This is a genomic window from Cryobacterium sp. MLB-32 (assembly GCF_000738085.1).
Lineage (GTDB): Bacteria > Actinomycetota > Actinomycetes > Actinomycetales > Microbacteriaceae > Cryobacterium.
Map to the genome: position 1 here is coordinate 1 of NZ_JPRS01000059.1, position 26,728 is coordinate 26,728.

22 protein-coding genes, 1 tRNA gene and 1 pseudogene are annotated in these 26,728 nt (G+C 64.0%); 17 read left to right on the plus strand and 7 right to left on the minus strand.

Translation table 11 applies throughout. The features are described 5' to 3' along the window. Positions 1–73: 73 nt before the first annotated feature. The 5 genes from valS to JF66_RS08160 all read right to left on the minus strand — a co-directional run bounded on the left by valS (position 74) and on the right by JF66_RS08160 (position 8,120). Positions 74–2,671 (minus strand): valine--tRNA ligase, encoded by a 2,598-nt coding sequence (gene valS / locus JF66_RS08140; RefSeq protein ID WP_035876911.1) that lies wholly within the window; start codon positions 2,669–2,671, stop codon positions 74–76. Positions 2,672–2,942: 271 nt separating this feature from the next. Next, positions 2,943–4,598 (minus strand): ABC transporter ATP-binding protein, encoded by a 1,656-nt coding sequence (locus JF66_RS08145; protein ID WP_035876912.1) that lies wholly within the window; start codon positions 4,596–4,598, stop codon positions 2,943–2,945. Further along, on the minus strand, positions 4,595–5,446 hold the full coding sequence (locus JF66_RS08150) for an ABC transporter permease (RefSeq protein WP_081882237.1): 852 nt from the start codon (positions 5,444–5,446) through the stop codon (positions 4,595–4,597). The genes JF66_RS08145 and JF66_RS08150 overlap by 4 nt, the downstream gene beginning before the upstream one ends. Then, positions 5,443–6,354, minus strand: coding sequence for an ABC transporter permease (locus JF66_RS08155; RefSeq protein ID WP_035876914.1), 912 nt, complete (start codon positions 6,352–6,354; stop codon positions 5,443–5,445). Before JF66_RS08155 ends, JF66_RS08150 begins: the two co-directional genes overlap by 4 nt. Positions 6,355–6,467: 113 nt before the next feature. Continuing rightward, entirely contained in the window at positions 6,468–8,120 is a 1,653-nt protein-coding gene (locus tag JF66_RS08160) for an ABC transporter substrate-binding protein (protein WP_051973290.1), read from the minus strand. 196 nt (positions 8,121–8,316) lie between these two features. On the opposite strand from JF66_RS08160, the gene JF66_RS08165 reads away from it, so the two are divergent. The 5 genes and pseudogenes from JF66_RS08165 (at position 8,317) to ndk (ending at position 14,572) form a co-directional block, all read left to right on the plus strand. After that, positions 8,317–8,589: a hypothetical protein gene (locus JF66_RS08165; RefSeq protein WP_035876915.1), complete on the plus strand. Its 273-nt coding sequence runs from the start codon at positions 8,317–8,319 to the stop codon at positions 8,587–8,589. Between the two features lie 280 nt (positions 8,590–8,869). After that, positions 8,870–12,317: pseudogene (ileS, locus tag JF66_RS08170) on the plus strand (isoleucine--tRNA ligase). Positions 12,318–12,468: 151 nt separating this feature from the next. Continuing rightward, entirely contained in the window at positions 12,469–13,773 is a 1,305-nt protein-coding gene (locus tag JF66_RS08175; protein WP_051973294.1) for a folylpolyglutamate synthase/dihydrofolate synthase family protein, read from the plus strand. Beyond that, a complete protein-coding gene (locus tag JF66_RS08180) occupies positions 13,758–14,156 on the plus strand; it encodes a DUF4233 domain-containing protein (protein WP_051973291.1) in 399 nt (132 codons plus the stop codon). Before JF66_RS08175 ends, JF66_RS08180 begins: the two co-directional genes overlap by 16 nt. Further along, positions 14,153–14,572 (plus strand): nucleoside-diphosphate kinase, encoded by a 420-nt coding sequence (gene ndk, locus JF66_RS08185; protein ID WP_035876916.1) that lies wholly within the window; start codon positions 14,153–14,155, stop codon positions 14,570–14,572. Before JF66_RS08180 ends, ndk begins: the two co-directional genes overlap by 4 nt. A gap of 70 nt (positions 14,573–14,642) precedes the next feature. On the opposite strand, the gene JF66_RS08190 is transcribed toward ndk, so the two are convergent. Then, a complete protein-coding gene (locus JF66_RS08190; protein WP_081882239.1) occupies positions 14,643–15,236 on the minus strand; it encodes a vitamin K epoxide reductase family protein in 594 nt (197 codons plus the stop codon). A 347-nt stretch (positions 15,237–15,583) separates the two neighbouring features. On the opposite strand from JF66_RS08190, the gene JF66_RS08195 reads away from it, so the two are divergent. Continuing rightward, positions 15,584–18,076: an Rne/Rng family ribonuclease gene (locus tag JF66_RS08195; protein ID WP_369797971.1), complete on the plus strand. Its 2,493-nt coding sequence runs from the start codon at positions 15,584–15,586 to the stop codon at positions 18,074–18,076. A 228-nt stretch (positions 18,077–18,304) separates the two neighbouring features. On the opposite strand, the gene JF66_RS08200 is transcribed toward JF66_RS08195, so the two are convergent. Further along, positions 18,305–18,577, minus strand: coding sequence for a DUF4031 domain-containing protein (locus tag JF66_RS08200; protein ID WP_035876918.1), 273 nt, complete (start codon positions 18,575–18,577; stop codon positions 18,305–18,307). A gap of 265 nt (positions 18,578–18,842) precedes the next feature. On the opposite strand from JF66_RS08200, the gene rplU reads away from it, so the two are divergent. The 11 genes from rplU to JF66_RS08255 all read left to right on the plus strand — a co-directional run bounded on the left by rplU (position 18,843) and on the right by JF66_RS08255 (position 26,675). Then, positions 18,843–19,151 (plus strand): 50S ribosomal protein L21, encoded by a 309-nt coding sequence (gene rplU, locus JF66_RS08205; RefSeq protein WP_035876919.1) that lies wholly within the window; start codon positions 18,843–18,845, stop codon positions 19,149–19,151. Positions 19,152–19,168: 17 nt separating this feature from the next. Further along, the gene (rpmA, locus tag JF66_RS08210; RefSeq protein WP_035876920.1) at positions 19,169–19,426 is read left to right on the plus strand and encodes a 50S ribosomal protein L27; all 258 of its coding nucleotides are present in this window, start codon (positions 19,169–19,171) and stop codon (positions 19,424–19,426) included. A gap of 89 nt (positions 19,427–19,515) precedes the next feature. After that, the gene (obgE, locus tag JF66_RS08215; RefSeq protein WP_051973293.1) at positions 19,516–21,090 is read left to right on the plus strand and encodes a GTPase ObgE; all 1,575 of its coding nucleotides are present in this window, start codon (positions 19,516–19,518) and stop codon (positions 21,088–21,090) included. A gap of 2 nt (positions 21,091–21,092) precedes the next feature. Continuing rightward, positions 21,093–21,899: a glutamate 5-kinase gene (proB, locus tag JF66_RS08220; protein WP_035876922.1), complete on the plus strand. Its 807-nt coding sequence runs from the start codon at positions 21,093–21,095 to the stop codon at positions 21,897–21,899. A gap of 109 nt (positions 21,900–22,008) precedes the next feature. Then, positions 22,009–22,812, plus strand: a complete 804-nt coding sequence (proB, locus tag JF66_RS08225; protein ID WP_035876923.1) for a glutamate 5-kinase — start codon at positions 22,009–22,011, stop codon at positions 22,810–22,812. Between the two features lie 9 nt (positions 22,813–22,821). After that, complete coding sequence (locus JF66_RS08230) at positions 22,822–24,090, plus strand: glutamate-5-semialdehyde dehydrogenase (RefSeq protein WP_035876925.1); 1,269 nt, start codon at positions 22,822–22,824, stop codon at positions 24,088–24,090. A 57-nt stretch (positions 24,091–24,147) separates the two neighbouring features. Continuing rightward, entirely contained in the window at positions 24,148–24,354 is a 207-nt protein-coding gene (locus tag JF66_RS08235) for a hypothetical protein (RefSeq protein WP_035876927.1), read from the plus strand. Positions 24,355–24,385: 31 nt separating this feature from the next. Next, positions 24,386–24,982: a nicotinate-nucleotide adenylyltransferase gene (nadD, locus tag JF66_RS08240; RefSeq protein WP_035876930.1), complete on the plus strand. Its 597-nt coding sequence runs from the start codon at positions 24,386–24,388 to the stop codon at positions 24,980–24,982. Continuing rightward, positions 24,979–26,082: a hypothetical protein gene (locus JF66_RS08245; RefSeq protein WP_035876932.1), complete on the plus strand. Its 1,104-nt coding sequence runs from the start codon at positions 24,979–24,981 to the stop codon at positions 26,080–26,082. Before nadD ends, JF66_RS08245 begins: the two co-directional genes overlap by 4 nt. Before the next feature lie 70 nt (positions 26,083–26,152). Continuing rightward, complete coding sequence (gene rsfS, locus JF66_RS08250; RefSeq protein ID WP_035876933.1) at positions 26,153–26,530, plus strand: ribosome silencing factor; 378 nt, start codon at positions 26,153–26,155, stop codon at positions 26,528–26,530. Between the two features lie 72 nt (positions 26,531–26,602). Beyond that, a tRNA-Ala gene (locus JF66_RS08255) sits at positions 26,603–26,675 on the plus strand. The last annotated feature ends 53 nt before the right edge of the window (positions 26,676–26,728 follow it).

The following is a 26,728-nucleotide window of genomic DNA, read 5'->3' on the forward strand; positions in this document are numbered from 1 at the left end:
CCTCGAAGAGGCCCAGCCACGAAAAGAAATCCTTGTCGCCCAGCGGGCGTACGTGTACTGACATGCGGTGCTCCTAACTTTCCGACACGGTGGCGAACACAATGTCGGTCACAGCCAACTCGCTGCCCTCAACAAAAATTAGTTCATCGATCCGACCAACTGCTTTGAGATCAGCGGCGGCCAGCGCAAGCAGACCGACCTCTGGTGCCGTTCCTCTAATTACAGCAGATTCGACCTCGGTTTTCTGGGAGGCCTTCGCATCCGTCTTTCCGCGTCGGATTCCGGTCAGCGCCCGGCTGGCCAAATCGAGCAGTGCGATGTTGCCGTGGGGAGCAGCGGAATCTTCCGAAACCAGCTCCGAAACGACGGGCCACGGAGCCCGGTGGATGGAATCCTCGTTGGACCAGGACCACGCTTCCTCTGTGGCGAAGGGGACGAATGGGGCAAAAAGACGCAACAGGGTCGAAAGCGCCGTACGGAGGGCGGCAACGGCCGACGCCTTGCCTTCAACTGACCCGCCGTAGGAGCGTTCCTTGACGAGTTCGAGGTAATCGTCGCAGAACGTCCAGAAAAAGCTCTCTGTGACCTCGAGCGCACGGGCATGGTCGTAGTTCTCGAAGGCCTTGGTGGCCTGTCCGACCACGAGGGCGAGTCCAGCCAGCATGCTCTGATCGAGCGGCTCCGTCACGTCGGCATCCGCGGAGCCGTCAAAGCCGTGAATGAACTTGCTCGCGTTCAGGATCTTGATCGCCAGTCGTCGGCCGATCTTGATCTGCGTCGGGTTCTGCGGGTCGAAGGCGGCATCGGTGCCCAGACGCGATGACGCGGCCCAGTAGCGGACGGCATCGGAGCCGTGCTTCACGAGCATGTCGGCCGGGGTGACCACGTTGCCCTTGGACTTGGACATTTTCTTGCGGTCGGGGTCCACGATGAAGCCGGAGAGCGCCGCGTGCTGCCACGGGGACTTTCCATGCTGCTGCTCCGCGCGGAGCAGGGTGGAGAACAGCCAGGTACGAATGATGTCCTGGCCCTGCGGACGCAGGGAATACGGGAAGACGAGGTCGAATAGCTCGGGGTCCCGTTCCCAGCCGCCGGCAAGCTGCGGGGTGAGGGACGACGTGGCCCACGTGTCCATGACGTCGACTTCACCCACGAAACCGTTGGCCTGCCCGCGCTGGTCCTGCGTGTACCCGGGTGCAGCATCGGAGGTCGGGTCGACGGGCAGCAGATCACGCGTCGCAACGATCGGGGCGTCGAAGATCGGGTTCGCGTCGGCATCCAGCGGATACCACACGGGCAGGGGCACGCCGAAGAAGCGCTGTCGAGAAATCAGCCAGTCGCCTGTGAGGCCGTTGACCCAGTTCTCGTAGCGCACCTTCATGAACTCTGGGTGCCACTGCAGGTCGGAACCGTGCTTGAGCAGTCGAGCGCGCAGCGTCTCATCCCGGGCGCCGTTGCGGATATACCACTGGCGGGTCGACACGATCTCGAGGGGCTTGTCACCCTTCTCGAAGAACTTCACCTGGTGCACGATGGGTTTGGGCTCTCCCACGAGCTCACCGCTCTCGCGCAGCAGGGTGACCATGGCGGCCTTGGCGCCGAACACGGTCTTGCCGGCGAGCTGTGCGTAGGCGGCGAGGCCGGTCTCGGAGGTGATCACATCGGGCGCGTCGGCGATGATGCGTCCGTCGAAGCCCATGATGGCACGGTTGGGCAGGTCGAGTTCACGCCACCAGACCACGTCGGTTACGTCGCCGAAGGTGCAGATCATGGCGATTCCGCTGCCCTTGTCCTTCTGTGCGAGGTGGTGCGCGAGGATCGGCACCTCCACGCCGAAAACCGGGGTGGTCACGGTGCTGCCGAAGAGGTGCTTGTAGCGCTCGTCGTCCGGATGCGCTACGAGGGCCACGCAGGCGGGAAGCAGCTCGGGGCGCGTCGTCTCGATGTCGATGACCTGGCCGTCGGCCTGGTGGAACGAGACCCGGTGGTAGGCCGCGGCCTGTTCCTTGTCTTCGAGCTCGGCCTGAGCGACAGCCGTGCGAAACGTGACGTCCCACAGAGTCGGAGCCATGGCCTGGTAGGCCTCGCCTCGCTCCACGTTGCCGAGGAAGGCGAGCTGCGAGGTGAACAGGGCCTCCTGGCCGATGGTGCGATAGGTCTGGGTCCAGTCGACGCTCAGGCCCAGGGTGCGCCACAGCTCTTCGAACTGCTTTTCGTCTTCCTTGGTGAGGACCTCGCACAGCTCGATGAAGTTGCGGCGACCGATTGGCACCTGATCCGCGGCCTTGGTGCTCTTGCCGTCGCCACCTTCAAAAGGCGGAACGAAGTCTGCGATGTACGGCAGCGTGGGGTCGCAACGCACGCCGTAGTAGTTCTGCACTCGCCGCTCGGTGGGGAGCCCGTTGTCGTCCCAGCCCATCGGGTAGAACACGTTCTTGCCACGCATGCGCTGGAAGCGGGCGACAACGTCGGTGTGCGTGTAGGAGAACACGTGGCCGATGTGTAGCGAGCCGGAGGCCGTGGGCGGGGGAGTGTCGATCGAGTAGATCGACTCCCGTGTCGCGGATTCGCGGTCGAAGAGGTACGTACCGGAAGCATCCCACCGGGTCTCCCACTTGGCTTCCAGCCCTTCGAGGGCAGGCTTTTCGGGGACGCGGTCAGCGTGGTTCATGACTCTCCGGTTCGGTATGTGCGGCACCGTGTCTTTGGTGAGGTGCCTGAGTGTTCCCCTTCAATCTACCGGATGCCGCGTTCAGAGCCACATTCGCGGCAGCCTTCCGCCGCAAACGAAAGTACCCCGGCACCTCTCGCCTGGGGGGAGGCGTACAAGGTGCCGGGGCTACCGTTTGGAGTGGGGGGACTCCGAGAGCTACGGTACGCGGCCTCGCCTGAGAAGCGGCTGGACGTATCGTTACCGAATAGAAATGTCAGACATTCGGGGGTCAGCGCAGTTGCGGCACCGACGCGAGGAGCTGGCGCGTGTACGGATGGACCGGATTGGTGAGCACCTGCTGCGACGTACCGAGCTCCACCAGACGGCCCGACTGCATCACGGCCACCCGGTCGCTCACATGCTGGACGACGCCCAGATCGTGCGAAATGAACACGAGACTCAAACCTCGTTCCCGCTGCACATCGTCGAGGAGGTCGAGGACCTGTGCCTGCACGCTCACATCCAGAGACGACACCGGCTCGTCGCAGATGAGAATCTGCGGCCGGCCGGCCAAAGCTCGGGCGATCCCCACCCGCTGACGCTGGCCGCCGGACAGCTGGAGCGGGCGCCGGTTCAGCACGTCCAGAGCAAGACCGACCTCGTCGAGCAGCTCACGGACTCGGGCGGGGGGACCCGCCCCGCGAGCCTGCCCGCGTTCCCCCGTGGCCGCGCGAAGAATATCAGCCACCGACTGCCGCGGATCGAACGAACTCAGGGCATCCTGATACACGGCACCAACGGATGCTCGAAGCGGTCGCCGCGCCGACTCGCGCAGCGTGGTCCAGGCCTGCCCCAGCACTCGAACCTCGCCGCGGTCTGGCGTCGCGAGGGCCAGCAGCAGTCGCGCGGTCGTTGTCTTGCCGGAACCGGACTCTCCGACAATACCGAGAGTGGTGCCCCGTTCGAGTTCGAAGGACACATCCGTCACGGCATCGGCACGGGTGCCATCCGGCCGGGAGAACGCTTTGGTCAGACCCTGTGCCGCGAGCACGATGTCCGGCGTCGCGGGCGTGAGCGCAGCCGTGTTCTCGGCTGGCCTGTCTCGCAACCGGGGTGCGGACTGCCGACGCGACTCACCCGGGGACAGGCGAGTGCCGCGAGGTTTATCGGCAGGCACGGCAGCGATCATCCGCCGGGTATGTTCTGCACGCGGGTCCCGCAGAATCTGTGCGGTGGTACCGGTTTCGATGAACCGGCCATTGCTCATTACCGCGACCCGGTCGGCGATGTGGCTGACCACGGCGAGGTCGTGGCTGATCAGCAGAACGGCGGTGCCGCGGCGTTTGATGTCCTCCAGCAGATCGAGGATCTGCGCCTGAATGGTGACGTCGAGGGCGGTGGTGGGCTCGTCGGCGATGAGTAGTGGAGGGTCGAGCGCGATTGCGGCGGCGATGAGTGCCCGTTGGCGCTCGCCTCCGGACATCTCTCCCGATCGTTGACGCACACGCAGTTGTGGTTCCGGCAGGCCTACGGCATCGAGGAGTTCGAGCACGCGGCGACCTCGAGCGGCCGCGCTCATCGTGGTGTGCAGCCGGAGGGAATCGCCGATTTCCCGACCTATGGGTCGAAGCGGATCGAGGGAGACGAGCGCGTCTTGCAGGACAAGCCCCGCATCCAATCCGCGACGTCGGCGCCAGGCAGCCTCGGAGAGGGTGAGCACCGAGCGGCCGCCGAGCTCGAGCTCGCCGGCGGTCACCCGAGCGGACGGGCCGGCCAGCCCCAGCAGGCTGCGGGCCGTCACCGATTTACCGGACCCGGATTCGCCGACGATAGCGAGGCATTCCCCGGCGGCGATCTCGAATGACACGGAATTCACCACCGTGGTCGAACCGAAGGAAACGCTCAGATCGCGCACGGACAGTGGGAACGCAGCTGTGACGCTCATGCGTGGCGCATCCGTCGCTCGATGCTGCGTCCGAGCACGGTGGCCGTCACGGCGGTGAGCACGATGAACAGGCCCGGAAAGAAGCTCATCCACCAGGCCGAGGTGATGTACGTGCGCCCCGCGGAAAGCATGGCACCCCACTCTGCCGCCGGAGGCTGGGCGCCGAGGCCGAGGTAGCTGAGTGTCGCGGCCCAGACAATCGCCTGCCCGATCCCGAGGGTGCCGAGCACCAGAAGGGGCGTGAGGATATTGGGAAGCAGATGACGGGTCAGGATACGGCGCTGGCTGAGCCCCTGCACGACGGCCGCCTCGATGAAGGCGGAGGATCGCACCGTGATGATCTGCGAACGGATGATGCGGGCGTATCCGGGCGCCGTCGACAAGCCGACGGCGATGGTTGCGCTGGCGACTCCCGGGCCGAAGACGAGGATGAACACGAGCGCGAGCAGGAGTCCGGGAAAGGCGAACAACACCTCGAGCAGACGGTTCACGGTGAAATCCACCAGTCGCCCCGAGAGGCCGGCGATGGTGCCCAGCACCGTGCCCAGGCCCAGCCCGATCGCGGTGGCGGCAAGGCCGATCGTGAGCGAATTACCTGTGCCGTGCACGACACGAGTGTAGAGGTCTCGACCGGATTCGTCGGTGCCGAAGACGTGCGCCCACGCGGGCGGTCGGAAAGCATTGAGCGGGTCGATCGCAAGCGGGTCGCCGGGCGCGACCAGATGCGGCGAGAGGGCGGCGACCAGGAGAAAAACGGCAAGCAGACCGGTCACGACGTCGTTGGCTCGCAGCCGTCGGTCGCGCCCGGTTACCCGCTGGCTGCCGGCTCGAATCTCGAGTTCGCTCATGGGAGGCGCAACCTCGGATCGATGATGCGGGAGAGCACGTCGGTGGCGACCGTCATCAGGATGTAACCGACCGCCACGATCATCACAACGCCCACGACGACCGGTACATCTCGAACCGTCACAGCGTTGAGCAGCGTGCGCCCCAGGCCAGGGCGGGCGAAGACGGTTTCGACGACAACGGCTCCGCTGATGAGCGAGCCGAAGGCCCAGCCGGACAGGCTGATCGCGGGGAGGGCGGCATGACGGAGCGCGTGCAGCCAGCGCACGCCGTGTTCGCTTTCGCCCCGGGCCCTGGCCGAGAGCACGAACGGCGATTCGAGGGCGGTCAGAAGGGATTCGCGCATGAGCTGGCCGAGGAACCCCGCGAGGGGGATGGCCAGGGTGACAACGGGTAACACGAGCCCGGCGGGGCCAGACGTGCTGATCGGGGGCAGGACTCCCCACCACATGCTGAAGACGACAATGAGGGAGGTAGCGAGCCAGAAATGCGGCAGGGCAGCCGACACGATTTCGAGCCCCGAGCCCACTTGGGCGGCGAGCCGTCCGCCGCGGGTCGACCAGATCGCCAGAGCGAGGGCGAGCAGCCAGGCGAGTGCCAGCGAGAGTCCGGCGAGCAGCAGAGTCCCCCCGAGCTGGCCCATGACGAGCGGAGCCACATCCATGTTGAGGGCGTACGAACGGCCGAGATCGCCCGTCGCCAGTCGACCAAGCTGAGCGACGTATTGCGCGAGGAGTGGTTGATCCAGGCCATACTCGGCGCGCACCGAGGCGAGTGCTTCGGTCGAGGCCTGGGACCCAGGCCCCCCGAGAATCGCCTGTGCTGGGTCGCCAGGAATCAGCCGGACGGCGAAGAATGTGAGTGTTGCGACGGCCCACAGTACGCTGATCGCTCCGAGAACTCGGGTCACAACAAGCCGAGCCCAGGCGCGTCCCGCCGGTGTCCCGCGGGCCGGAGGGCGCCGCGCCACCGGGCGCCGACTGTGGAGCCGGCGCCCCGCATCTCCGCCCGTCTGGGCTTGCCTTACCGGTTCAGCCACGCGTCATAGAAGGTGGGCGTCGAAACGGTGGGGAGCGCGCGAGCACCCTCGACGGCGGTGCTGAGCAGAAAGTGATTCTGCTGGTCGTACAGCGGAAGGATGTAGTAACCGGTCAAAATCCGCTCCTGTGCGTCCGCGTAGAGGGCCCCGCGCTGGCCGGCATCCGAGACCCGGGCCGCCTCGGTCAGCAGCGCATCGATCTCCGGGTCGTTCACCTGCGCGAGGTTGGCGAAGTACCCGCTCGGCGCTGGGGTGATTCCGTCTGAATGGTAGAGGATCCTCAGCACATCGGGGCCGACCTTGGTGTACGGGGCGCTCACGGCGTCGTAGTCGTTGGCGGCGAGGGCGCCGTACCAGCTGGACAGGTCCATGGGAGCGAGCTTCACCTCAAAGCCGGTTTCCTTGGCCGTCGCCTGAATTTGCTCAAAAAGGGACTGCTCAGCGGGAATGGACTGGTTCGTGCTTACCGGAAACTCCACGGAAAGGCGAGTGCCCGCCTTGACGCGGTATCCCTCGGAATCACGTGTCTTCCAACCCGCGGCGTCAAGGAGCTGATCGGCAGCGGCGGGACTGTACTCGAACAGGTCGGAGCGCTGCAGGGCGAGGGGTTCGACGCTGGACAACGCGGAGTTCGAACGACTCGTCGTTCCCATGAACAGGCTCGACACGGCATCGTCCACATTCGCCGAGCGGATGAAGGCCTCACGAACGAGAGGATCCTTGAATGGTGCCTTCCCGGAATTGAGTTCGATGCGGTTCGACGCGCCCGGGCGCGGGGCGTCAAGGTGCTGGATCGTTTTGGTCAGCTCGGCCTGGGTGATCGTATCCGGCTGGGCATTGTCGATCACGTCGACCTCGCCGGCCTGCAGGGCCGCATAGCGCGATGCGGAATCCGGAATGAAACGCCAGATGATCGAGTCGAGGTACGCGGCGCCCTGGTGGCTTGAATCCTCGGGCGGCGACGAGTACTCGTCGTTGCGCACGAGCGTGATCGCACTCTGTTTTACCCAGCTTTCCACCGTGAACGGCCCCGTTCCGACGGGCGAGGCACAATTGTCATCTTGGCTACGCAGCAGGGCCGTGGGCGATTCCATGGCGAGCCACGGTTGCGACAGGGACTCCAAAAGTGCGCTGTCGGGTTCGCTCAGAACGAGGCGCACCACGCTCGGGGACACCGCAGAGGTACTCGTGACCTTGCCGAGCGCGAGGTAGCCGGTGGACGAACCCGTTGCCGGGTCTTGCACGTGCGCGATATTGGCCTGCACGGCCGCGGCGTCGAAGGGAGTGCCGTCGGTGAAAGATACCTTGTCCCGCAGCGTGAACTCCCACGCCAGCCCATCCGGACTGACTTTCCATGAGTCGGCCAGCCACGGGATGATGGTCCCCGCCGAGTCCCGGGAAACGAGCGATTCCAGGTACTGTCCGCTGACGAGAGCCTGCGGATAGTTTCCTCCCACATGCGGGTCGAGACAGGTTGGTTCGGCGTCGCCGGAGGCGTAGGTCAGGGTTCCTCCGCTCACGGGATCGCCGACGGGTGGCTGGCCGGTTACCGATGAGCATCCGGTCGCGACCAGTCCGATTGCGATCAGGGGAACCGCGACGCGGAGCAGACGGGGAAGGGAACGCCGATTGGGCATGTCGTCTCTTTCATCGACTTGTTCGGCCGGGACAAGCTGTTTATCTATCGGCTACGAATGCAGATAGGACCGACATCCATGATAAGCGAACGACTGCGCGGCTTTTCCGACCGTAGGGGGAGCTTTTTCCGCAGGATGTACATATATTGGAAGCCTCGTCGCCGTAACGGCGCCGAGACCAGGAAATGGGAACCACATGCAGGCGCACAGGCTGACGATCAACTCGGATTCCTTTCATCTTCCCGCCGGGTACGACGTTGCCGGGCTCAAGTCGGCTCTCGCCGCGGCCGCGCACCACGGCGGGGGATTCGTTGATCTGGTCAGCGTCTCCGGGAGCCACGTTGCCCTCCTGGTCACGCCGAACTCGACGGTGAAGTTTGAGACCATTCCTCCGCAGGAGGCGCCGGATGAGTCCACGGACCTCGCGACGGGCGCTCCCACCTTCGACGACGATTACGGGCTCGAGTAGTGCGTTCCTGCGGCGCACTCCGGTAGAATCGGCAGGAACGACAGTGATCCGGCTATCACCGGTGAGTCTTCGGCAGAACAGCGGTCTCCTTGGGGAGGCCGCCCACTAGAGCCGAACGGGCCGGGCCCGTCACAGCCTCTGAACAAGCGGTCATTCCCGGGATACTCGTCACCGAAGCTCCCGGAGATGGCAAGCGAGGTGGTACCGCGGCGATTTCCTCCCCAATCGTTCGTCCTCGTGGCACAGGGTTGCAGTGCAGCCCGTCCCCACCAGGAGAACTATCGTGTATCCCAAGTCTCAGCGTCCCCCAGCCGGTCAGGACCCGACGGCAGATCAGACTCCCGGCGCGGAAATCGTTCCCTCCCCGAACTTTCCGACGCTCGAGTCCGAGGTGCTTGCCTTCTGGAAGGAAGACGGCACCTTCCAGGCGTCGATCGACAATCGGGAGGATGCCCCGGAGTGGGTCTTCTACGACGGCCCTCCGTTCGCGAACGGCCTTCCACATTACGGCCACCTGCTCACCGGCTACGCGAAAGACCTGTTTCCCCGGTTCCAGACGATGCGGGGCAAGCAGGTTCACCGGCGCTTCGGTTGGGACACGCACGGTCTTCCCGCGGAGCTCGAAGCCGAGCGCAAACTGGGTATCACCGACAAGAGCGAGATCGAAAAGATGGGGCTCGCGGCCTTCAACGCCGTAGCCAGAGACTCTGTTCTCGAATACACCAAAGACTGGGAGGAGTACGTCACGCGGCAGGCGCGTTGGGTGGACTTCGAGAACGACTACAAGACCCTCGACATCACCTACATGGAATCCGTGATCTGGGCGTTCAAGCAGCTGCACACCAAGGGACTCGCCTATGAGGGGTACCGCGTTCTGCCGTACTGCTGGCGAGATCAGACGCCGTTGTCCAACCATGAACTCCGCATGGATGACGACGTCTACAAGATGCGTCAGGATCAGACCGTCACCGTGACGTTCCCGCTCGTGGGAGCCAAGGCGGAGGCCCTCGGTCTCACCGCAGTCCGCGCCCTCGCCTGGACGACAACCCCCTGGACGCTGCCGACCAACCTCGCGCTCGCCGTCGGACCCGACATCGTTTATGCGGTTGTTCCGGCCGGACCCAACGGCACGCCCGACGCAGAAGTGCAGCGCGAAGGCGGTGGGACAGCCGAGGTTCTCGGCGCCGAATACCTGATCGCGATCGACTTGGTGGGCAACTACGCCAAGGACCTCGGCTACGAATCCGCTGCGGATGCCACCTCGGCGATCGCCCGCACGGTCTCCGGTCGAGAGCTCGAGGGCGTGTCCTACGATCGGCTCTTCGACTACTACGCCGACGAGACCGTCTGGGCCACCCAGAACGCCTGGCGTTTCGTGCTCGCCGACTACGTCACCACCTCTGACGGCACGGGAATCGTGCATCAGGCCCCCGCCTACGGCGAGGAAGACCAGATGGTCTGCCAGTCCTACGGAATCCCCGTCATTCTCTCCCTCGACGACGGCGGTAAGTTCCTGTCCGATGTCGACGAGGTCGCCGGCCAGCTGTGGTCCGATGCAAACAAGCCCGCTCACGCAGCTCATCAAGTCCCAGGGGCGTCTGCTGCGCCAGGCGAGCTACGAGCACTCCTATCCGCACTGCTGGCGCTGCCGCAACCCCCTCATCTACAAGGCCGTGTCGAGCTGGTTCGTGGGTGTCACCGAGTTCCGCGATCGCATGGTGGATCTGAACCAGGACATCAACTGGGTTCCCGAGAATGTCAAGGACGGCCAGTTCGGCAAGTGGATCGGCAATGCGCGGGACTGGTCGATCAGCCGCAATCGCTACTGGGGCTCACCCATCCCGGTGTGGAAGAGCGACAATCCCGATTACCCGCGCATCGACGTCTACGGCTCACTCGACGAGCTTGAGGCCGATTTCGGCGTACGTCCCACCGACCTGCACCGCCCGTATATCGACGCGCTCACCCGGCCCAATCCCGATGACCCGACCGGCCAGTCCACGATGCGACGCATCGAAGATGTGCTCGACGTGTGGTTCGACTCCGGCTCGATGCCTTTCGCCCAGGTGCACTATCCCTTCGAGAACCGCGAGTGGTTCGAGAATCACAGCCCGGCTGACTTCATCGTGGAGTACATCGGCCAGACGCGTGGGTGGTTCTACCTCCTGCACGTGCTCTCCACCGCCCTTTTCGACCGTCCCGCGTTCAAGAACGTGGTCAGCCATGGCATCGTGCTCGGTAACGACGGTCAGAAGATGAGCAAGTCGCTGCGCAACTACCCCGACGTCAATGAGGTCTTCGACCGGGATGGCTCCGATGCCATGCGCTGGTTCCTGATGAGCTCACCCGTTCTGCGCGGCGGCAACCTCATTGTCACCGAGGAGGGCATCCGTGAAGCGGCCCGCCAGGTCATGCTGCCTCTGTGGAGCACCTGGTACTTCTTCTCGCTGTACGCGAATGCATCCGGCGCGGACGGATCTGACGGGTACGACGCGCAGTGGCGCACCGACTCCACCGACGTGCTCGACCGCTACCTCCTGGCCAAAACGCGCGATCTGATCATCGATGTTGCCGCAGACCTCGAAGCCTTCGACAGCACGGTGGCCACCGCCCGCGTGCGGGACTTTACCGATGTGCTGACGAACTGGTACGTCCGCCGATCCCGCGACCGTTTCTGGGGCGGGGCCGAGGTCTCGACAACGGCCTCGACAAGCTCGACCCAAGCGACCAGCGGCGAGGCGTTCGACACGCTCTACACCGTGCTCGAGACCGTCTGCCGGGTCACGGCCCCGCTGTTGCCGCTCGTGACCGAGCGGATCTGGCAGTCACTGACAGGCGGGCGCAGCGTGCACCTCACCGATTGGCCGGACGCCGAGCTTTTCCCGGCAGATGACAATCTGGTCGCGACGATGGACCAGGTGCGCCTGATCAGTTCCACCGTTCTGTCCTTGCGCAAACAGGCTTCTCTCCGCGTGCGCCTGCCGCTTGCCACACTCACGGTGGTGACCACGCGCACCTCGGACCTGGCCGAGTTCGACGGAATCCTGCGCAGTGAGCTCAACGTGAAGACCGTCGATCTGGTCGAGCTGGCCGATGACAGCGCAGCATCCTACGGTGTGACGAGCCGTCTCGTCGTCAACGCGCGGGCGGCCGGACCACGTCTCGGTAAGCGTGTGCAGCAGGTCATTCAGGCCGCCCGCGTCGGCGACTGGACTGAAGCGGACGGCGTGGTGACGGCCGGCGGCATCGAACTGGCCACGGGTGAGTTCGAGTTGTCGCTGCAGGCGGGAGCGGCCGGCGAGACGGATACCGCGCTCGCGCTCCTGCCCGGCGGAGGGTTCGTTCTGCTGAATACGGCGACCACGGCCGAATTGGAGGCCGAGGGTTTTGCCCGCGACCTGATCCGTGCCGTGCAGGACACCCGGAAGTCCGCCGGATTCGACGTCAGCGATCGTATCCGTCTCAACCTCGTTTTCCTCGACGAATTCGACGCGACCGTCTTTGACCTCGCGCCGAACGTCAATGTCGCCGGGGATACCCTCGCGACCGCTTTCACGACCCACCGCCCGTCGCAGGGTGACGTACCGACTGCTCTCCCGTCTGAGTGGCTGGAATCCTTTGTCGGCGCTCCGGTGGAGCACTACGTGCGCTTTGAAGCGGCCCACTATGTCAACCGCGGACCGGTCCTGGTGGCTGTTTCCCGCGTGAACGGAGTCGATGATGTCTGACCTGAACGAGCACCCGAACGAGCCGGAGGACTTCGACGCGAGCACGCTCGGTGACCTCGGTGAACCCGAAGAGCAGAGCGAAATCAACGAACCCTCCGAACCGGATGACGCTTCACGGGAGGCCGGCGACGCCGTCTTCGAGGCCTTGCTGATGCGCGTGGGGGAGGGCTCCCCGCGGCCGCGCCTCGAGCCGACCCGCCGGGCCCTGGACCTGCTCGGCGACCCGCAGCGGTCATACCCGATCATTCATATCGCAGGTACGAACGGCAAGACGAGCACCAGTCGCATTGCCGAGAGCATTCTGCGCGCCTACGACCTGCGCACCGGTCTGCTGACCAGCCCGCACCTCGTGCGATTGAACGAGCGCATCATGATCGACGGCCAGCCCATCGCCGACGAGAACCTTGCCGCGAACTGGGACGACATCCAGCCCTATCTGAACATGGTCGATTCAGAACTCGTCGCGGCGGGCGAGGGGGCGCTCACCTTCTTTGAGGCGCTGACCGTGCTGGCCTTCGCGTGTTTCGCTGACGCACCCGTCGATGTTGCCGTGATCGAGGTGGGCATGGGGGGCGAATGGGATTCCACCAACGTCGCGGATGGCCAGGTTGCCGTGTTCACTCCGATCGCTCTCGACCACACGTCCCGGCTGGGCAACACCATTGGCGAGATCGCACGCACGAAGTCCGGCGTCATCAAGCCGGCTGCCGCGGTTGTGTCTGCAGCGCAGCACACGGAGGCGCGTTCTGAGATCGAACGCGCCGTCCGTTTGACCGAGTCGACACTCGCGGTGGAGGGCGAGTCCTTCGAGCTTCTGGAGAGCAAGGTAGCTGTGGGCGGCCAGGTCATTTCCGTACGGGGCATCGCCGGAACCTACTCGGAGCTTTTCCTGCCGCTGTACGGCACGCATCAGGCGCAGAACGCGACTCTCGCGATTGCCGCGGTTGAATCGTTCCTGGGCGGAGGATCCCAGGCGCTCGTGGGAGACGTGCTCGCCGAGGGACTCGGCGCTGCCACGTCTCCCGGACGCCTCCAGCTGGTGGGCACCGACCCCACGGTCTTCGTCGACGCGGCGCACAACCCGCATGGTGCGGCGGCCCTGTCCGCTGCCCTGGCCGAGTACTTTGACTTCGAGGAGATCGTGGCCGTGGTGGGAATCCTCGCCGACAAGGACACCAGGGGGATCATCGAAGCACTCGCACCGCGCGTCACCCGGTTCCACGTCACGCAGTCGCACTCCGAACGGTCGGTTTCGGTTGATACTCTGGCCGACATGGTCGCCGAGTGCACGAGTGAAGATGCCACCTTCCGGTTCGAGAACCCCGCCCAGGCTCTCGACGATGCCCGTGAATGGGCAGCCGAGAAGCCCAAGCGCGCGGTGATCGTCACCGGTTCCATCACCCTCGTCGGTGAGGTCCTGACCCTCGCCGACGCCGGTGAATGGATGAAGAAGTGACGGATGCCATGCAATCCGACGAACCCGCTCCCCGCGCACGTCGTGGTGGCCCGCGGTCTGTGAAGCGCTCGCTCGCGTCCATCGTGCTGGGCTTCGAGACCATTGTCGTGTTCCTCGCGGCTCTGGTGACCTACGGCCTCAACGCGGTGCCCCCGTTCGTCGCCCTCGGCGGAGGAGCCGTTCTGGTTCTCTCCATGGTTGCGCTCATCGGATTGTTGCGTTACAGCTGGTCGTATCCGGTCGGCTGGGCGCTCCAGGCCATCGTCATCGCCACCGGTTTCATCACACCCGCCATGTTTTTTGTCGGAGCACTCTTTGCCGCCATGTGGGCCTACTGCATGATCAACGGCACCCGGATAGACAACCAGAAGGAAGCCTCATGAACCCGATCGAAGAAACCCTCGTCCTGGTCAAGCCCGATGGCGTAGCCCGTAACCTGACCGGAGAGATCCTGCGTCGGATTGAAGCCAAGGGATACTCCCTGGTTGATGTGAAGCTTGTGCAGGCGGACCGCACCCTCCTCACCGCGCACTACGCGGAGCACGAGGGCAAGCCCTTCTTCCAGCCGCTCGTTGAATTCATGGAGAGTGGTCCCATCGTGGCGCTCCGCATCACGGGTAACCGCGCCATCGAGGGCTTCCGCGCGCTGGCCGGAACGACCGACCCCACGACGGCGGCTCCGGGAACCATCCGCGGCGATCTCGGCCGTGACTGGGGTGTCAAGGTGCAGCAGAACCTCGTGCACGGTTCAGATTCACCGGAGTCGGCCGCCCGGGAGCTCGCGCTGTGGTTCGACTAGGAGTCGATTCGTCCTGCTGCGTCACCGGCTAGCGTCGGTCACGGGAGCTCATGATCATGGGCGTGTGGGCCTACAGCCTCGCCAACACGCCCATGTTGACCTGGGCGACGATTGCAAAGACGATGTAGCACGCAATCGTGATGACGAACAGCCAGGAATACGCGTGCTCCGCGACCCGACGAACGGATGCCGGCGCAGGAATGTGACCGGTTTTCAGGTTGTAGAAGGTGACCGCCAGGAAGCTGGGGATGGTCACGGACCACGTCACCATGCACCAGGGGCACAGCACGTCGAGGACGAAGATGCTCTGGCCGATCAGCCAGATCACGAAGATGATCGCCCCCGTCACTCCCACGTTGAAACCGATCCAGAACCAGCGTGCGAATCGGGCGCCGGCCAGGATGGCGACACCGATGGTGATGACGACGCTCCACGCGGCGAGTCCGATGAGCGGGTTGGGAAAGCCGAAGAGGGCGCCCTGCCAGGATGCCAGATTCGTGCTGCACCCGATCAAAACGCTGAAATTGCAGGAAAGCTGAGCGTCGGGATTCTCCAACATATGCACTTTGTCGAGGGTGAGTGCAAAAGCGGCTGCGAAGCCGATGGCCCCGGCGATGATGAGGAAGATGGCTAGCCCCGTGGGGCGGTGATAACGCTCTGTCACTAACACCTTCGGATTATGTCACGTGCCTCGCACGCTTCCCTGATGAATACATGCGATAATCGGTCGTAGTCGTTGAGCCGCGCTCAAGCAGACGCCAGATTAGTCTTATTGGGCAGTACAGGCCCAGATTCATTGGTCGCACGACCAAAGGTATTAGCAACCAGAGCCAAGAGCCGGTTGCGCACGTAGTCAGAAAATTCGCGGCATGTTCGCTCAGGCGAGGGTGCCGCACGAGAGAGTAACCGGATGGGTGGCGCGGTCGCCTACACCGGTCAAGGAGCACACCAGTAATGGTGGAAGAAAACGAAAACAAGAAACGCCGGGGCATCTTTGGCTCGCGACGCACGATGAGAAAAGCGCCGACAATACGTCAGGCGCCCTCAGTACCTGCGGTGACCCAAGCGGAGATGTCCACCCACGAACTTCAGAACGTGGACGCGCCCAGCGCGTTCACCGACCCAGCCCCCGAGCAGGCACCGGCAACGGTGCCGAACCTCGCGTCGGCGCAGAATCAGGACACCACAGTGACCGACATCGTTTCCCCGGATTCATCGACAGCAGACACGGCGTCCGACCAGGCCGTCACGGTACCTCCCATCCGCCGCCCCTCAACGTCGCTGTTGTTCCAGGCCCCGGATATTCAGCCGCTTCCGGCTCGCTCGGGTAGCCGATCTGATGAACGTACGAACGATCGTGGACACAACGGGCACGACGATGACGAGTACGAAGAGACGACGACGGTTCGTCGCCGAGCACGTCGCCGCACAGGGGATGAAGGACGCTCCGGAACGGACGACCCGGCAAACACTGTGGTCAAGGTGCGAGCCCCGCGCGAGCCCGAGCTCATTACGGAGCCGCAGCGCATCAAGGGGTCCACCCGTCTCGAGGCCAAGAAGCAGCGCCGCCGCGACGGTCGCGACGCGGGACGTCGTCGTCCCGTCATCACAGAGGCTGAGTTTCTCGCCCGCCGCGAATCAGTCGACCGACTTATGGTTGTGCGCGCCAAGCACAACAAGATCCAGATCGGCGTCTTGGAAGACGGTGTGCTGGTCGAGCACTACGTGGCGAAGAATCAGGATGCGTCCCTGATCGGAAACGTGTACCTCGGTCGTGTTCAGAACGTCCTGCCGAGCATGGAGGCGGCTTTCGTCGACATCGGACGCGGACGCAATGCCGTGCTCTACTCCGGCGAGGTGGACTGGGATGCCGCCGCCGAGAACTCGGGAACGGCGAATCAGCCGCGCCGCATCGAACTCGCGCTCAAGCCAGGGGACAAGGTCCTCGTGCAGGTGACGAAGGATCCGATCGGTCACAAGGGGGCGCGCCTGACGAGTCAGGTGTCGCTGCCCGGCCGCTACCTCGTCTACGTACCTAACGGGTCGATGAACGGCATCAGCCGCAAACTGCCCGACACGGAACGGGCCCGTCTGAAGAAGATCCTCAAGGAGGTCTTGCCCGAGAACGTGGGCGTGATCGTGCGCACCGCCGCCGAAGGAGCAACGGACGAGCAACTCACGGTCGACGTGAACCGGCTCACCGCCCAGTGGGCAGCCATCTCCGCCCTCGTGGAGACAGCAACGGCACCCGCCGAGCTGCACAGCGAACCAGACCTGCTCATCAAGATCGTGCGCGACGTGTTCAACGAGGACTTTGCCCGGATGGTCGTGTCCGGTGAGGACTCGCGCCGGACGATCGAAACGTACCTCGGACAGGTCGCTCCCGATCTCGTCGAGCGTGTGGAGAATCACGTCAGCGAGACTGACGCCTTCGACGAGTTCCGCATCTCGGAGCAGATCGAGAAGGCTCTTGACCGCAAGGTCTGGCTGCCATCCGGTGGATCCCTGGTTATCGACCGCACCGAGGCCATGACGGTTGTCGACGTGAACACCGGGAAGTTCGTCGGCTCCGGCGGCAACCTCGAGGAGACGGTCACCAAGAACAACCTCGAGGCCGCCGAAGAAATCGTGCGCCAGCTGCGTTTGCGCGACATCGGTGGAATCATCGTGGTGGACTTCATCGACATGGTGCTCGAGACCAACCGCGACCTCGTGTCGCGGCGCCTGATCGAATGCCTGAGTCGTGACCGTACCAAGCACCAGGTGGCTGAGGTGACCTCACTCGGCCTCGTGCAGATGACTCGTAAAAAGCTCGGGCTTGGCCTGATCGAATCCTTCAGCGAAAACTGCGAGGCCTGCGCCGGCCGGGGAATCATCATCCACCATGACCCGGTCACGAAGCACCGACAGACGGCGCAGCCGCCCCAGGAGCGCCGCCCGCGAAGCAAGTCAAACGGCAACGGAAACAGCGGCAACGGCGGCAACCACGGTGGCGCCAGCGCCGCGAACGGTTCCGGCGTGGGCGGTGGCCGTGAAGCCGGCACAGCCGATTCCACCAAGACCGGCAACGGTACGCACGGAATCACCGAGGACGCCAAGAACGCCCTCGCGCTGATTGCCGCCCGGACGATTACCCGCACGGGGTCGATTCCCGTGATTACCGAGGCCATGAAGGCCGAGGCCCCCGATCGTGTCGAAATCGTGCCGGCCGCGCTGGTCGAATCGCCTCAGGCAGCCGTCGTCGTCGCTGCCCCCGAGGTAGCGGCGGATGATTCCGACACTGAATCGGTGGCGATTCTCGATATCCCCATCAAGAAGTCCTCTCGCAACAATCGTCGGGCGAGCAAGCAGATCACCGACCAGCTGCTGGACTCGGTTTTGGAATCACTGCCGGAACCGAAGCAGCCCGGTCAGGGACGCTCGCGCAGCCGCCGCGTCACGACGGCGGGCGGATCCACCGTTCAGCCGGTTGTCCTGCCGGTGCAGGACACTCACAACCCGTAACACCAGCAGAACATGAACGGCGCCAGGGGTCAGCCCCTGGCGCCGTCGTGCGTAGCACGGTGCCCCGTTGACGGCCACGCCTCGATTCAGACGCCCGTGCCAGCCCGGTGACAGGATCTCAGACCACTGCCTGTGCCGGGTTGGCCCTCACCGTCAGGTCGGCCGGGCTGGCCGGTGACCGGGCACCTGGGCCTTAAGGGGCGAGTGGGGATCTCTGGTTGCCCCGGTTCAGCGACCTCGGCGCTCGCGCATACTCACCCGCAGGCCACTCGCGCGCAGTCGGGTCACCAGCTCCCTGTAGGTCGCGGGTAGCGCCCCGGCCGCGACCAGGTCGTCGTAGCGAGCCGCAGGAACGTCGTAGTGGTCGAGGTCAAAGCTCCGAGGGGGGATCTTCGCCGCCTCAGCGAAGGCATGCAATTCGGCGAGTGAGACGTCGCTCACGAGGTGCGACCAAACAGTTCCATGCGCGGGCCAGCTAGGCTGGTCTATAAGTACGGCCATGATGAAAGTTTACGAGTGCTTTCCGTGGCGACTCGCCGTGGCTACAGTTTGACCACGGGGGTGGGATCAGGTAAAGTCATCCCTTGGTGTGCGTTGAGTATTTTAGACATGAGCACCACGGTTTTCTGATTTCGACGGGCCAACCCGGCCCGTTCATCCCAGCAAATTTCCAAGCCTGAATTTTTCAGGCAGTATTTTTCCAGTAATTACTTTTCCAGTAATTAGGAATCGGGGCTTCACAGCCTCCCAGAGATTGGTACGTAAAGTGGTTTACGCAGTTGTGCGCGCCGGAGGGCGGCAGGAGAAGGTAGAGGTCGGTACCATCGTCACGATGGACCGAATCAAGGCTGACAAGGACGGCAACGTCGAGCTGGCCGCCGTGCTTCTCGTCGACGGCGACAAGATCACCTCTGACTCAACGTCGCTGGCCAAGGTCAAGGTGACTGCCGAGGTTTTGAACAACCTCCGCGGCCCGAAGATCGTCATCCAGAAGTTCAAGAACAAGACCGGGTACAAGAAGCGTCAGGGGCACCGTCAGGAGCTCACTCGCGTTCAGGTTACCGGCATCGTCTAAGGCCAGGAGAAGAACAGATGGCACACAAAAAAGGTGCGAGTTCCACTCGCAACGGTCGTGACTCCAATGCTCAGCGCCTCGGCGTGAAGCGCTTCGGTGGTCAGGTTGTCGGAGCGGGCGAGATCATCGTTCGCCAGCGCGGCACCCACTTCCACCCGGGCGTCAACGTCGGCCGTGGCGGGGATGACACTCTCTTCGCTCTTGCCGGTGGCTCCGTTGAGTTCGGCGCAAAGGGTGGCCGCAAGGTCATCAACATCGTGGTGGCTGCCGAGTAGGCATCCAGCTTTGAACGTCAGGGCGGGCCTCGGTCCGCCCTGACGTGTTTTCAGACTTAAATTTCACGCCACCTGAAAGGGGCCACTTCATGGCGACATTCGTTGACCACGTGACGCTGCATTTGCGAGCGGGTAACGGAGGAAACGGCTGTGTCTCGGTAAAGCGTGAAAAGTTCAAGCCTCTCGCCGGACCCGACGGTGGAAATGGCGGCAGCGGCGGAGATCTGGTTCTCGTCGCAGATCCGAACACGACGACGCTGCTGGGATACCACCGTTCGCCGCACCGCAGCTCCGACAACGGCGGTCCCGGCATGGGGGACCACCGTAACGGCTACAACGGTGAGATCCGCGAGCTGATGGTTCCTCTCGGAACCGTCGTCAAGGACTCCGAGGGTAATGAACTCCTCGACATGAACGAACCAGGGTTGCGACTCATCGTCGCGCCCGGCGGTCAGGGTGGCCTCGGCAACGCCGCCCTCGCGTCGACCAAGCGCAAGGCTCCCGGCTTCGCCCTGCTCGGTACGCTCGGCTTCGAGGGCTCCGTGTACCTCGAGCTCAAGACAGTGGCCGACGTAGCGCTCGTGGGATATCCCTCGGCCGGCAAGTCCAGCCTGATCGCGGCCATGTCCGCGGCCAAGCCCAAGATCGCCGACTACCCCTTCACGACCCTGCACCCCAACCTCGGTGTTGTGGAGTCAGGGGAGAGTCGCTACACGATCGCCGACGTCCCCGGACTCATCGAAGGCGCCAGCGAAGGCAAGGGGCTCGGCCTCGAATTCCTTCGTCATGTGGAGCGCTGCACCGCCCTTCTGCACGTGCTGGATTGTGCCACTCTCGAGCCGGGCCGCGATCCGATCAGCGATCTCGACGTCATTCTCGGCGAGCTGGCTGCCTACCCGGTTCCGGAGGGGCAGCGGCCGCTTCTCGAGCGCGCCCAGCTCGTCGCCCTGAACAAGATCGACGTTCCGGAAGGGCGCGAGCTGGCCGGTTTCGTCAAGGCCGACCTCGAAGCGCGCGGCTACCGCGTTTTCGAGATCTCCTCGGTCACCCACGAGGGACTCCGCCAGCTCAGTTATGCGCTGGCCGAGGTCGTGGAGAAGGGCCGTGTCGAGACGGCGGCCGCGGAGGCCAAGAAGCCTCGCATCATCATTCGTCCGAAGGCTGTCGATGACGGCGGTTTCACCGTGCGCGTGGAGGGTGGGTCCTTCGGCAATATTTACCGTATTCTGGGAGCGAAGCCGGAACGCTGGATCCAGCAGACCGACTTCACCAATGACGAGGCTATTGGCTTCCTGGCGGATCGCCTGGCCAAGCTCGGCGTCGAGAACGAGTTGTACAAGGCCGGAGCCATCGCCGGTTCGACGGTCATCATCGGGCCCGGTCACGGTGTCGTCTTCGATTGGGAGCCCACGTTGACCTCGACGGCGGAACTCATCACCGCCCCGCGCGGGACCGACACCCGCATCGACGAATCCAAGCGACGTACGAGTAACGAACGTCGCGAAGCCTACTTCGGCCGCATGGATGCCAAGGCATCCGCTCGCGCCGAGATGGTTCGTGAACGAGAAGCCGGCATGTGGCAGACCGGTGAAGAAGAGCAGAACGAAGACGTGCGCTCCGGAAGTGCACCAGTAGAAACCGACGGACCAACGAAAGAGGATTAGCAGTGATTGGCTTAAAGCGCGACCAGGTCGCATCCGCGAAACGCATCGTGGTTAAGGTGGGATCATCATCGATCAGCGGTGAGAACTCCGACCAAATCACGCCGCTCGTGGATGCGCTGGCAGAGGCATACGGCCGAGGCACTGAAGTTGTGCTCATTTCCTCCGGGGCGGTGGCCACCGGCATGCCATTTCTGGATCTGGAGGAGCGTCCCAACGACGTGGCGACCCAGCAGGCGGCAGCGGCGGTGGGCCAGAATGTGCTGATCTTCCGCTATCAGGAGAGCCTCGACCGATACGAAATCGCTGCGGGTACCGTTCTGCTCACCGAAGGGGATCTCCTCAACGAGCCGCATCGCAGCAATACCCGCCGTGCGCTCAACCGTCTGCTCGACCTGCGGATTCTTCCGGTCGTCAACGAGAACGACACCGTTGCCGTGTACGGGCTGCGGTTCGGAAGCAACGACCGTCTCGCGGCGCTCGTGTCAACCCTCATCAGCGCGGATCTTCTCGTGATGCTCAGCGATGTCGACGCCCTCTACACAAAGCCTCCGCACCTTCCCGGTTCCGAGAAGCTTGACGTGATCGCAGCCGACGATCCCTTGACCGACTTCGAATTCAGCTCGAGCGGAGCCACCGGAGTGGGCACCGGGGGAGCGAGCACAAAGGTTGTGGCGGCTCGCCTGGCTACCAACGCAGGCACCGCCGTTCTGGTGACGTCGACGGAACTGGCCGGGGCGGCCCTGCGTGGAGAGCACGTGGGAACCTGGTTCGAGCCGGTCGAAGGCGAAGACGAGCGCGCGCTGCTCTAACGCCTATGGATCACCCGCACGAGCTCCATGAAACGTAGTGGTCGCTCTCGTGTAGGCTTCGCGAGGCTGCCAAATCGGAGTGATACGGGGCCGGGAGGGCGTTACCGCCGTGAATTCACTGTCGCGCGAACAGGTGTCCTCTGCGTCGCGCATCGTCGTCAAAGTCGGCTCATCATCAATCAGCGGTGACAACATCGACCAGATCGGGCCGCTTGTCGACGCCCTCTCCCTGGCCCACGGTCGTGGGGCCGAGGTCGTACTCGTGTCGTCGGGGGCCATTGCCACCGGTATGCCGTATCTGAAGCTGGGTGACCGTCCGACCGATCTGGCGACGCAACAGGCCGCGGCGTCTGTCGGCCAGAGCTTGCTCATCTCGCGGTACCAGAACAGCCTCGACCGCTATGACATCGTCGCCGGCCAGGTGCTCCTGACCGCGGGTGATCTTGACAACGCGACGCCGCGGAGCAATGCCCAACGTGCCATGGATCGGTTGCTGGATCTGGGTATCCTCCCCATCGTCAACGAGAACGACACGGTGGCCACGCATGAGATTCGCTTCGGTGACAACGATCGCCTGGCCGCGCTCGTTGCCGCGTTGATCGGCGCGGACCTGTTGTTGTTGCTGAGTGACGTGGACGCCCTATACACGCGGCCCCCGGAATTGCCCGGAGCCGAGCGGATTTCCTACGTCGCGCCCGGGGACCCCCTGCCCGGCATGGAATTCGGCTCGACATCGGTCAACGGGGTGGGCACCGGGGGAGCCAGTACAAAGGTTTCAGCGGCGCGATTGGCTGCGGCGGCAGGCACCGGCGTGCTCGTCACGGCGACGCCCCTGGCGGCGTCAGCCCTGCGCGGGGAGCGCGTGGGAACGTGGTTCGAACCTGCGGACGCACCATTTCGCCGCGTTTGGTAAACTGACCAGATGTTGCAGCCTGTACTTCCCGATGTCCAGCTCACCCCCACCCTCGAAAGCGCCCGCAGCGCGTCAATCGTGCTTGCTTCTGCGCCCACCGCGCTCAAGAACGCTGGTCTCACTGCTCTCGCGGATCACCTGCGCAGGAACGTCGATTCGATCCTCGCTGCGAACCGTGACGACCTGGCAGCCGGAGCCGAGAACGGCCTCACGGCCGGTCTGCTGGACCGTCTTGCCCTCGATGAGGCACGTGTCGCCGCCCTGGCCGATGCAGTCGAGCAGATCGCCCTTCTCACTGATCCGGTCGGTGAGGTCGTTCGCGGAAGCACCATGCCTAACGCCATCAAGCTCACGCAGGTGCGCGTTCCGTTCGGCGTGATCGGTGTCATCTACGAGGCTCGCCCGAACGTCACCGTTGATCTGGCCGCACTCGCCCTCAAGAGTGGAAACGCCGTCGTGCTCCGGGGCGGTTCCGCCGCCGAAAACACCAACCGCGTGCTGGTGGCGCTCGTGCAGGACGCCATCGCGTCCGTGGGGCTGCCGCGGGAGGCCGTTCAGACCATCGACCCGTTCGGCCGTGCGGGCGCGACGGAGCTCATGCAGGCCCGTGGATACGTCGACGTTCTCATCCCGCGTGGCAGCGCTAACCTGATCAGCACCGTGGTCACCCAGGCCAAGGTCCCCGTGATCGAGACCGGGTCGGGCGTCGTTCACATCTTCCTAGACGAGAGCGCCGACGAGCAGTGGTCGATCGATATCGTGCATAACTCCAAGGTGCAGCGTCCGAGTGTCTGCAACGCCCTCGAAACCCTTCTCGTTCACCGTACAGCCGCGGCCCGCGTGCTTCCGGGGGTACTTGACCGGCTCACCGAGTCCGGTGTGACCATACATGCGGATGCTCGCGTGCGTGCGCTGTACCCCTCAGCTGTCGCTGCCACGGACGAGGATTGGAGCACGGAGTACATGAGCCTCGACGTTTCCGTGGCCATCGTCGACTCTCTCGATGAGGCCATCGCGCACATCCGGCGCTACTCCACGGGCCACACGGAATCGATCATCACAAACGACCTCGGGAACGCCGAGCGGTTCCTCAATGAGGTGGATTCAGCTTCCGTCATGGTGAACGCGTCCACGAGGTTCACGGATGGAGCCGAGTTCGGCTTCGGTGCCGAGGTGGGAATCTCCACGCAGAAGCTGCACGCCCGCGGGCCGATGGGCCTGACCGAGCTCACCAGCACCAAATGGATCGTGCGTGGCTCGGGTCAGGTTCGCGCCTAGCCCGCACTAGACTGTTGGCGGTGGTGAAAGCCCCACTTTTGTGTGAATGGAGAACCCATGTCGTTTGTGACCGCAGTTCTGGCCGAAGCCGGACACGTGGAACTGCCCCTGCCCCTGTGGGCATACCCGGCCGTTGCCTTCGTGCTGTTCCTGGCCCTCGGTATTGTGCTGTGGAGCTTCCGCGACGTGGCAAACCGTCACAGCGCCAAGGCCGACGCCTATGCGGCCGCGCACGGCGGCGTTTCCGGACACAGCGGCCACTAGCCGGATATCGGTACCACGTGAGCAGTCGTATATGACGCAGGAGCGTCGCCGACGCGTTGGAGTGATGGGCGGTACGTTCGACCCCATTCACCATGGGCACCTCGTGGCGGCCAGCGAGGTCGCGCAGAGTTTCGACCTTGATGAAGTTATCTTCGTTCCCACGGGTGAACCGTGGCAGAAGTCCGGGGTAACGTCGAGTGAACACCGCTACCTGATGACGGTGATCGCCACGGCGTCGAACCCCCGGTTCACCACGAGCAGGGTGGATATCAACCGTGAGGGGCCGACGTACACAATAGACACCCTTCGCGATCTGCACACGGAACGGCCGGATGCGGAGCTGTTCTTCATCACCGGTGCCGACGCGATCAGCCAGATTCTGGGCTGGAAAGACGTACGAGAGCTCTGGGAATTGGCGCACTTCGTCGCTGTGAGTCGTCCGGGACATGAGTTGAGCGTTTCGGGATTGCCGAACCAGGACGTAAGCTTACTGGAGGTCCCGGCTCTGGCCATTTCGTCTACTGACTGCCGGGCGCGGGTGAAACGGGGCTTCCCGGTCTGGTACCTCGTCCCTGATGGGGTCGTTCAGTACATTTCAAAGCACCATCTGTATCGGAGCGTGGTATGACGTTGGGCAACAGCCAGCCGCCACTGACCCGACGGCAGGCGCGCGAAGCGGCCCAGGCGTTAGAGCACGCGCACTCGGTTGAATTGGCCGGAGCGGATGAGTCTGTCGTCGAGGAGGACGAGAGAGAATCCGCCACCGCCGAAACGAAAGCATCAGAGGCGACCGGTGGTCGCAAGTCTCGTGCCGCGCAGAAACGGCGTGGGGCTGCTAAGTCTGTTTCCGCCGGCGAGTCCGCGCGACAGACTGCCACCGCCCTGGACGATGCACCGCCCTCGATTCCTGTCGAGACGGCGCCCCCCAAGTCTGTGCCGGTTCCTGCCTCCGAGACGGACCGCGCCGCGCGCGCGAGCGACGCTGCGTCGGCATCCGGTGTCGACGAGACGTCCGCCACCCGCGCACTGACGCGACGTGAGCTGCGAGCCCTGAACGCCTCCGCGGATGCAGATGCTCGCGAGCTGGCATCCGACGTCCTCGAGGAACGTGCCCTGGACGACACAATTCCCGCACCGGAAAGCGCTGATGCTGAGGCGACCGCGGATGCCGATGCTGAGGCGACCGCGGATGCGGATGCCGCTGCCGATGCCGATGCGAGCAACCTGCATCCGCCCGTCGGCCACTGGTCGATAGATGCCGGCGACGACGAGACACCCAGCACGGGCGGCCCCACCCAATCACTCGACGACCTGATATCGCTCGGCGTCGGTGCGGGAGGAATCCCCACCACGACAAATGCTCTCATTCTGCCGTCCATCCCCAACCACGGCACCACGTCGGGTCCGCTGACGACGACCGGCGAGGTCATGATCACGGGATCCTTCGACCTGCCGAGAAGCCTGGGCGAAACGGGGCAGCACCCGAATCACTTCGATTCAGCCGACGTCGATCAGATGAACGAACAGCTCGACGAATTCGGGTCTTCAGACAATGCGCCGGTCAGTGCCAGTCGTGCGGTGAGCACTCACGCATCGACGCGCAACGTCATGACGCCCCCGAAGAAGCGGGGGTTGTCTCTTCCCGCCGTTCTGGTTGTGTCCACGGCGGCCCTGGCCGTCAGCGTGGGTGCCCTGCTGTTCGTGGGACATCTTCTTCAGATTTTCTAGCGTCACCTGTTCTTTTCACCACCATTCGATTTCTTACTATCAAGACGTCTCAACACCAAGGATTCATTCAATGACCGCAACTGCCCACTCTCGCGAACTGCTCACAATCGCCGTCGCCGCAGCCGAGTCCAAAGCCGGCGAAGACCTGATCGCGCTTGACGTGTCTAACCCGCTTCCCCTCGCCGATATCTTCCTCATCGTCACGGGGCGCTCAGAGCGCAACGTGATCGCCATTGCCGGTGAGATCGAGGACAAGCTCATTGAAGCCGGGCACAAGCCCCTGCGCCGCGAGGGCCGCGCGGCCGGTCGTTGGGTTCTCGTGGACTTCGGCGACCTCGTCGTGCACGTCTTCCACGACGAAGAGCGCGAGTACTACTCCCTTGAGCGTCTGTGGAAAGACTGCCCGGTCATCCCGCTCGAGCTCACGTCGGCAGAGGTCCACGAGTAGTTCGGTTTCGCGTCTGCCGGATTATGCAGTAGTCTAAACAAGTTGTTTCGGGGCAATCCGAAACAACAATCCGGGTCCGTGGCGCAGCTGGTAGCGCACCTGCATGGCATGCAGGGGGTCAGGGGTTCGAATCCCCTCGGATCCACCCGAAATGCACAAAACCCCGACTTGGTCGGGGTTTTTTGCTTTAACCCAACT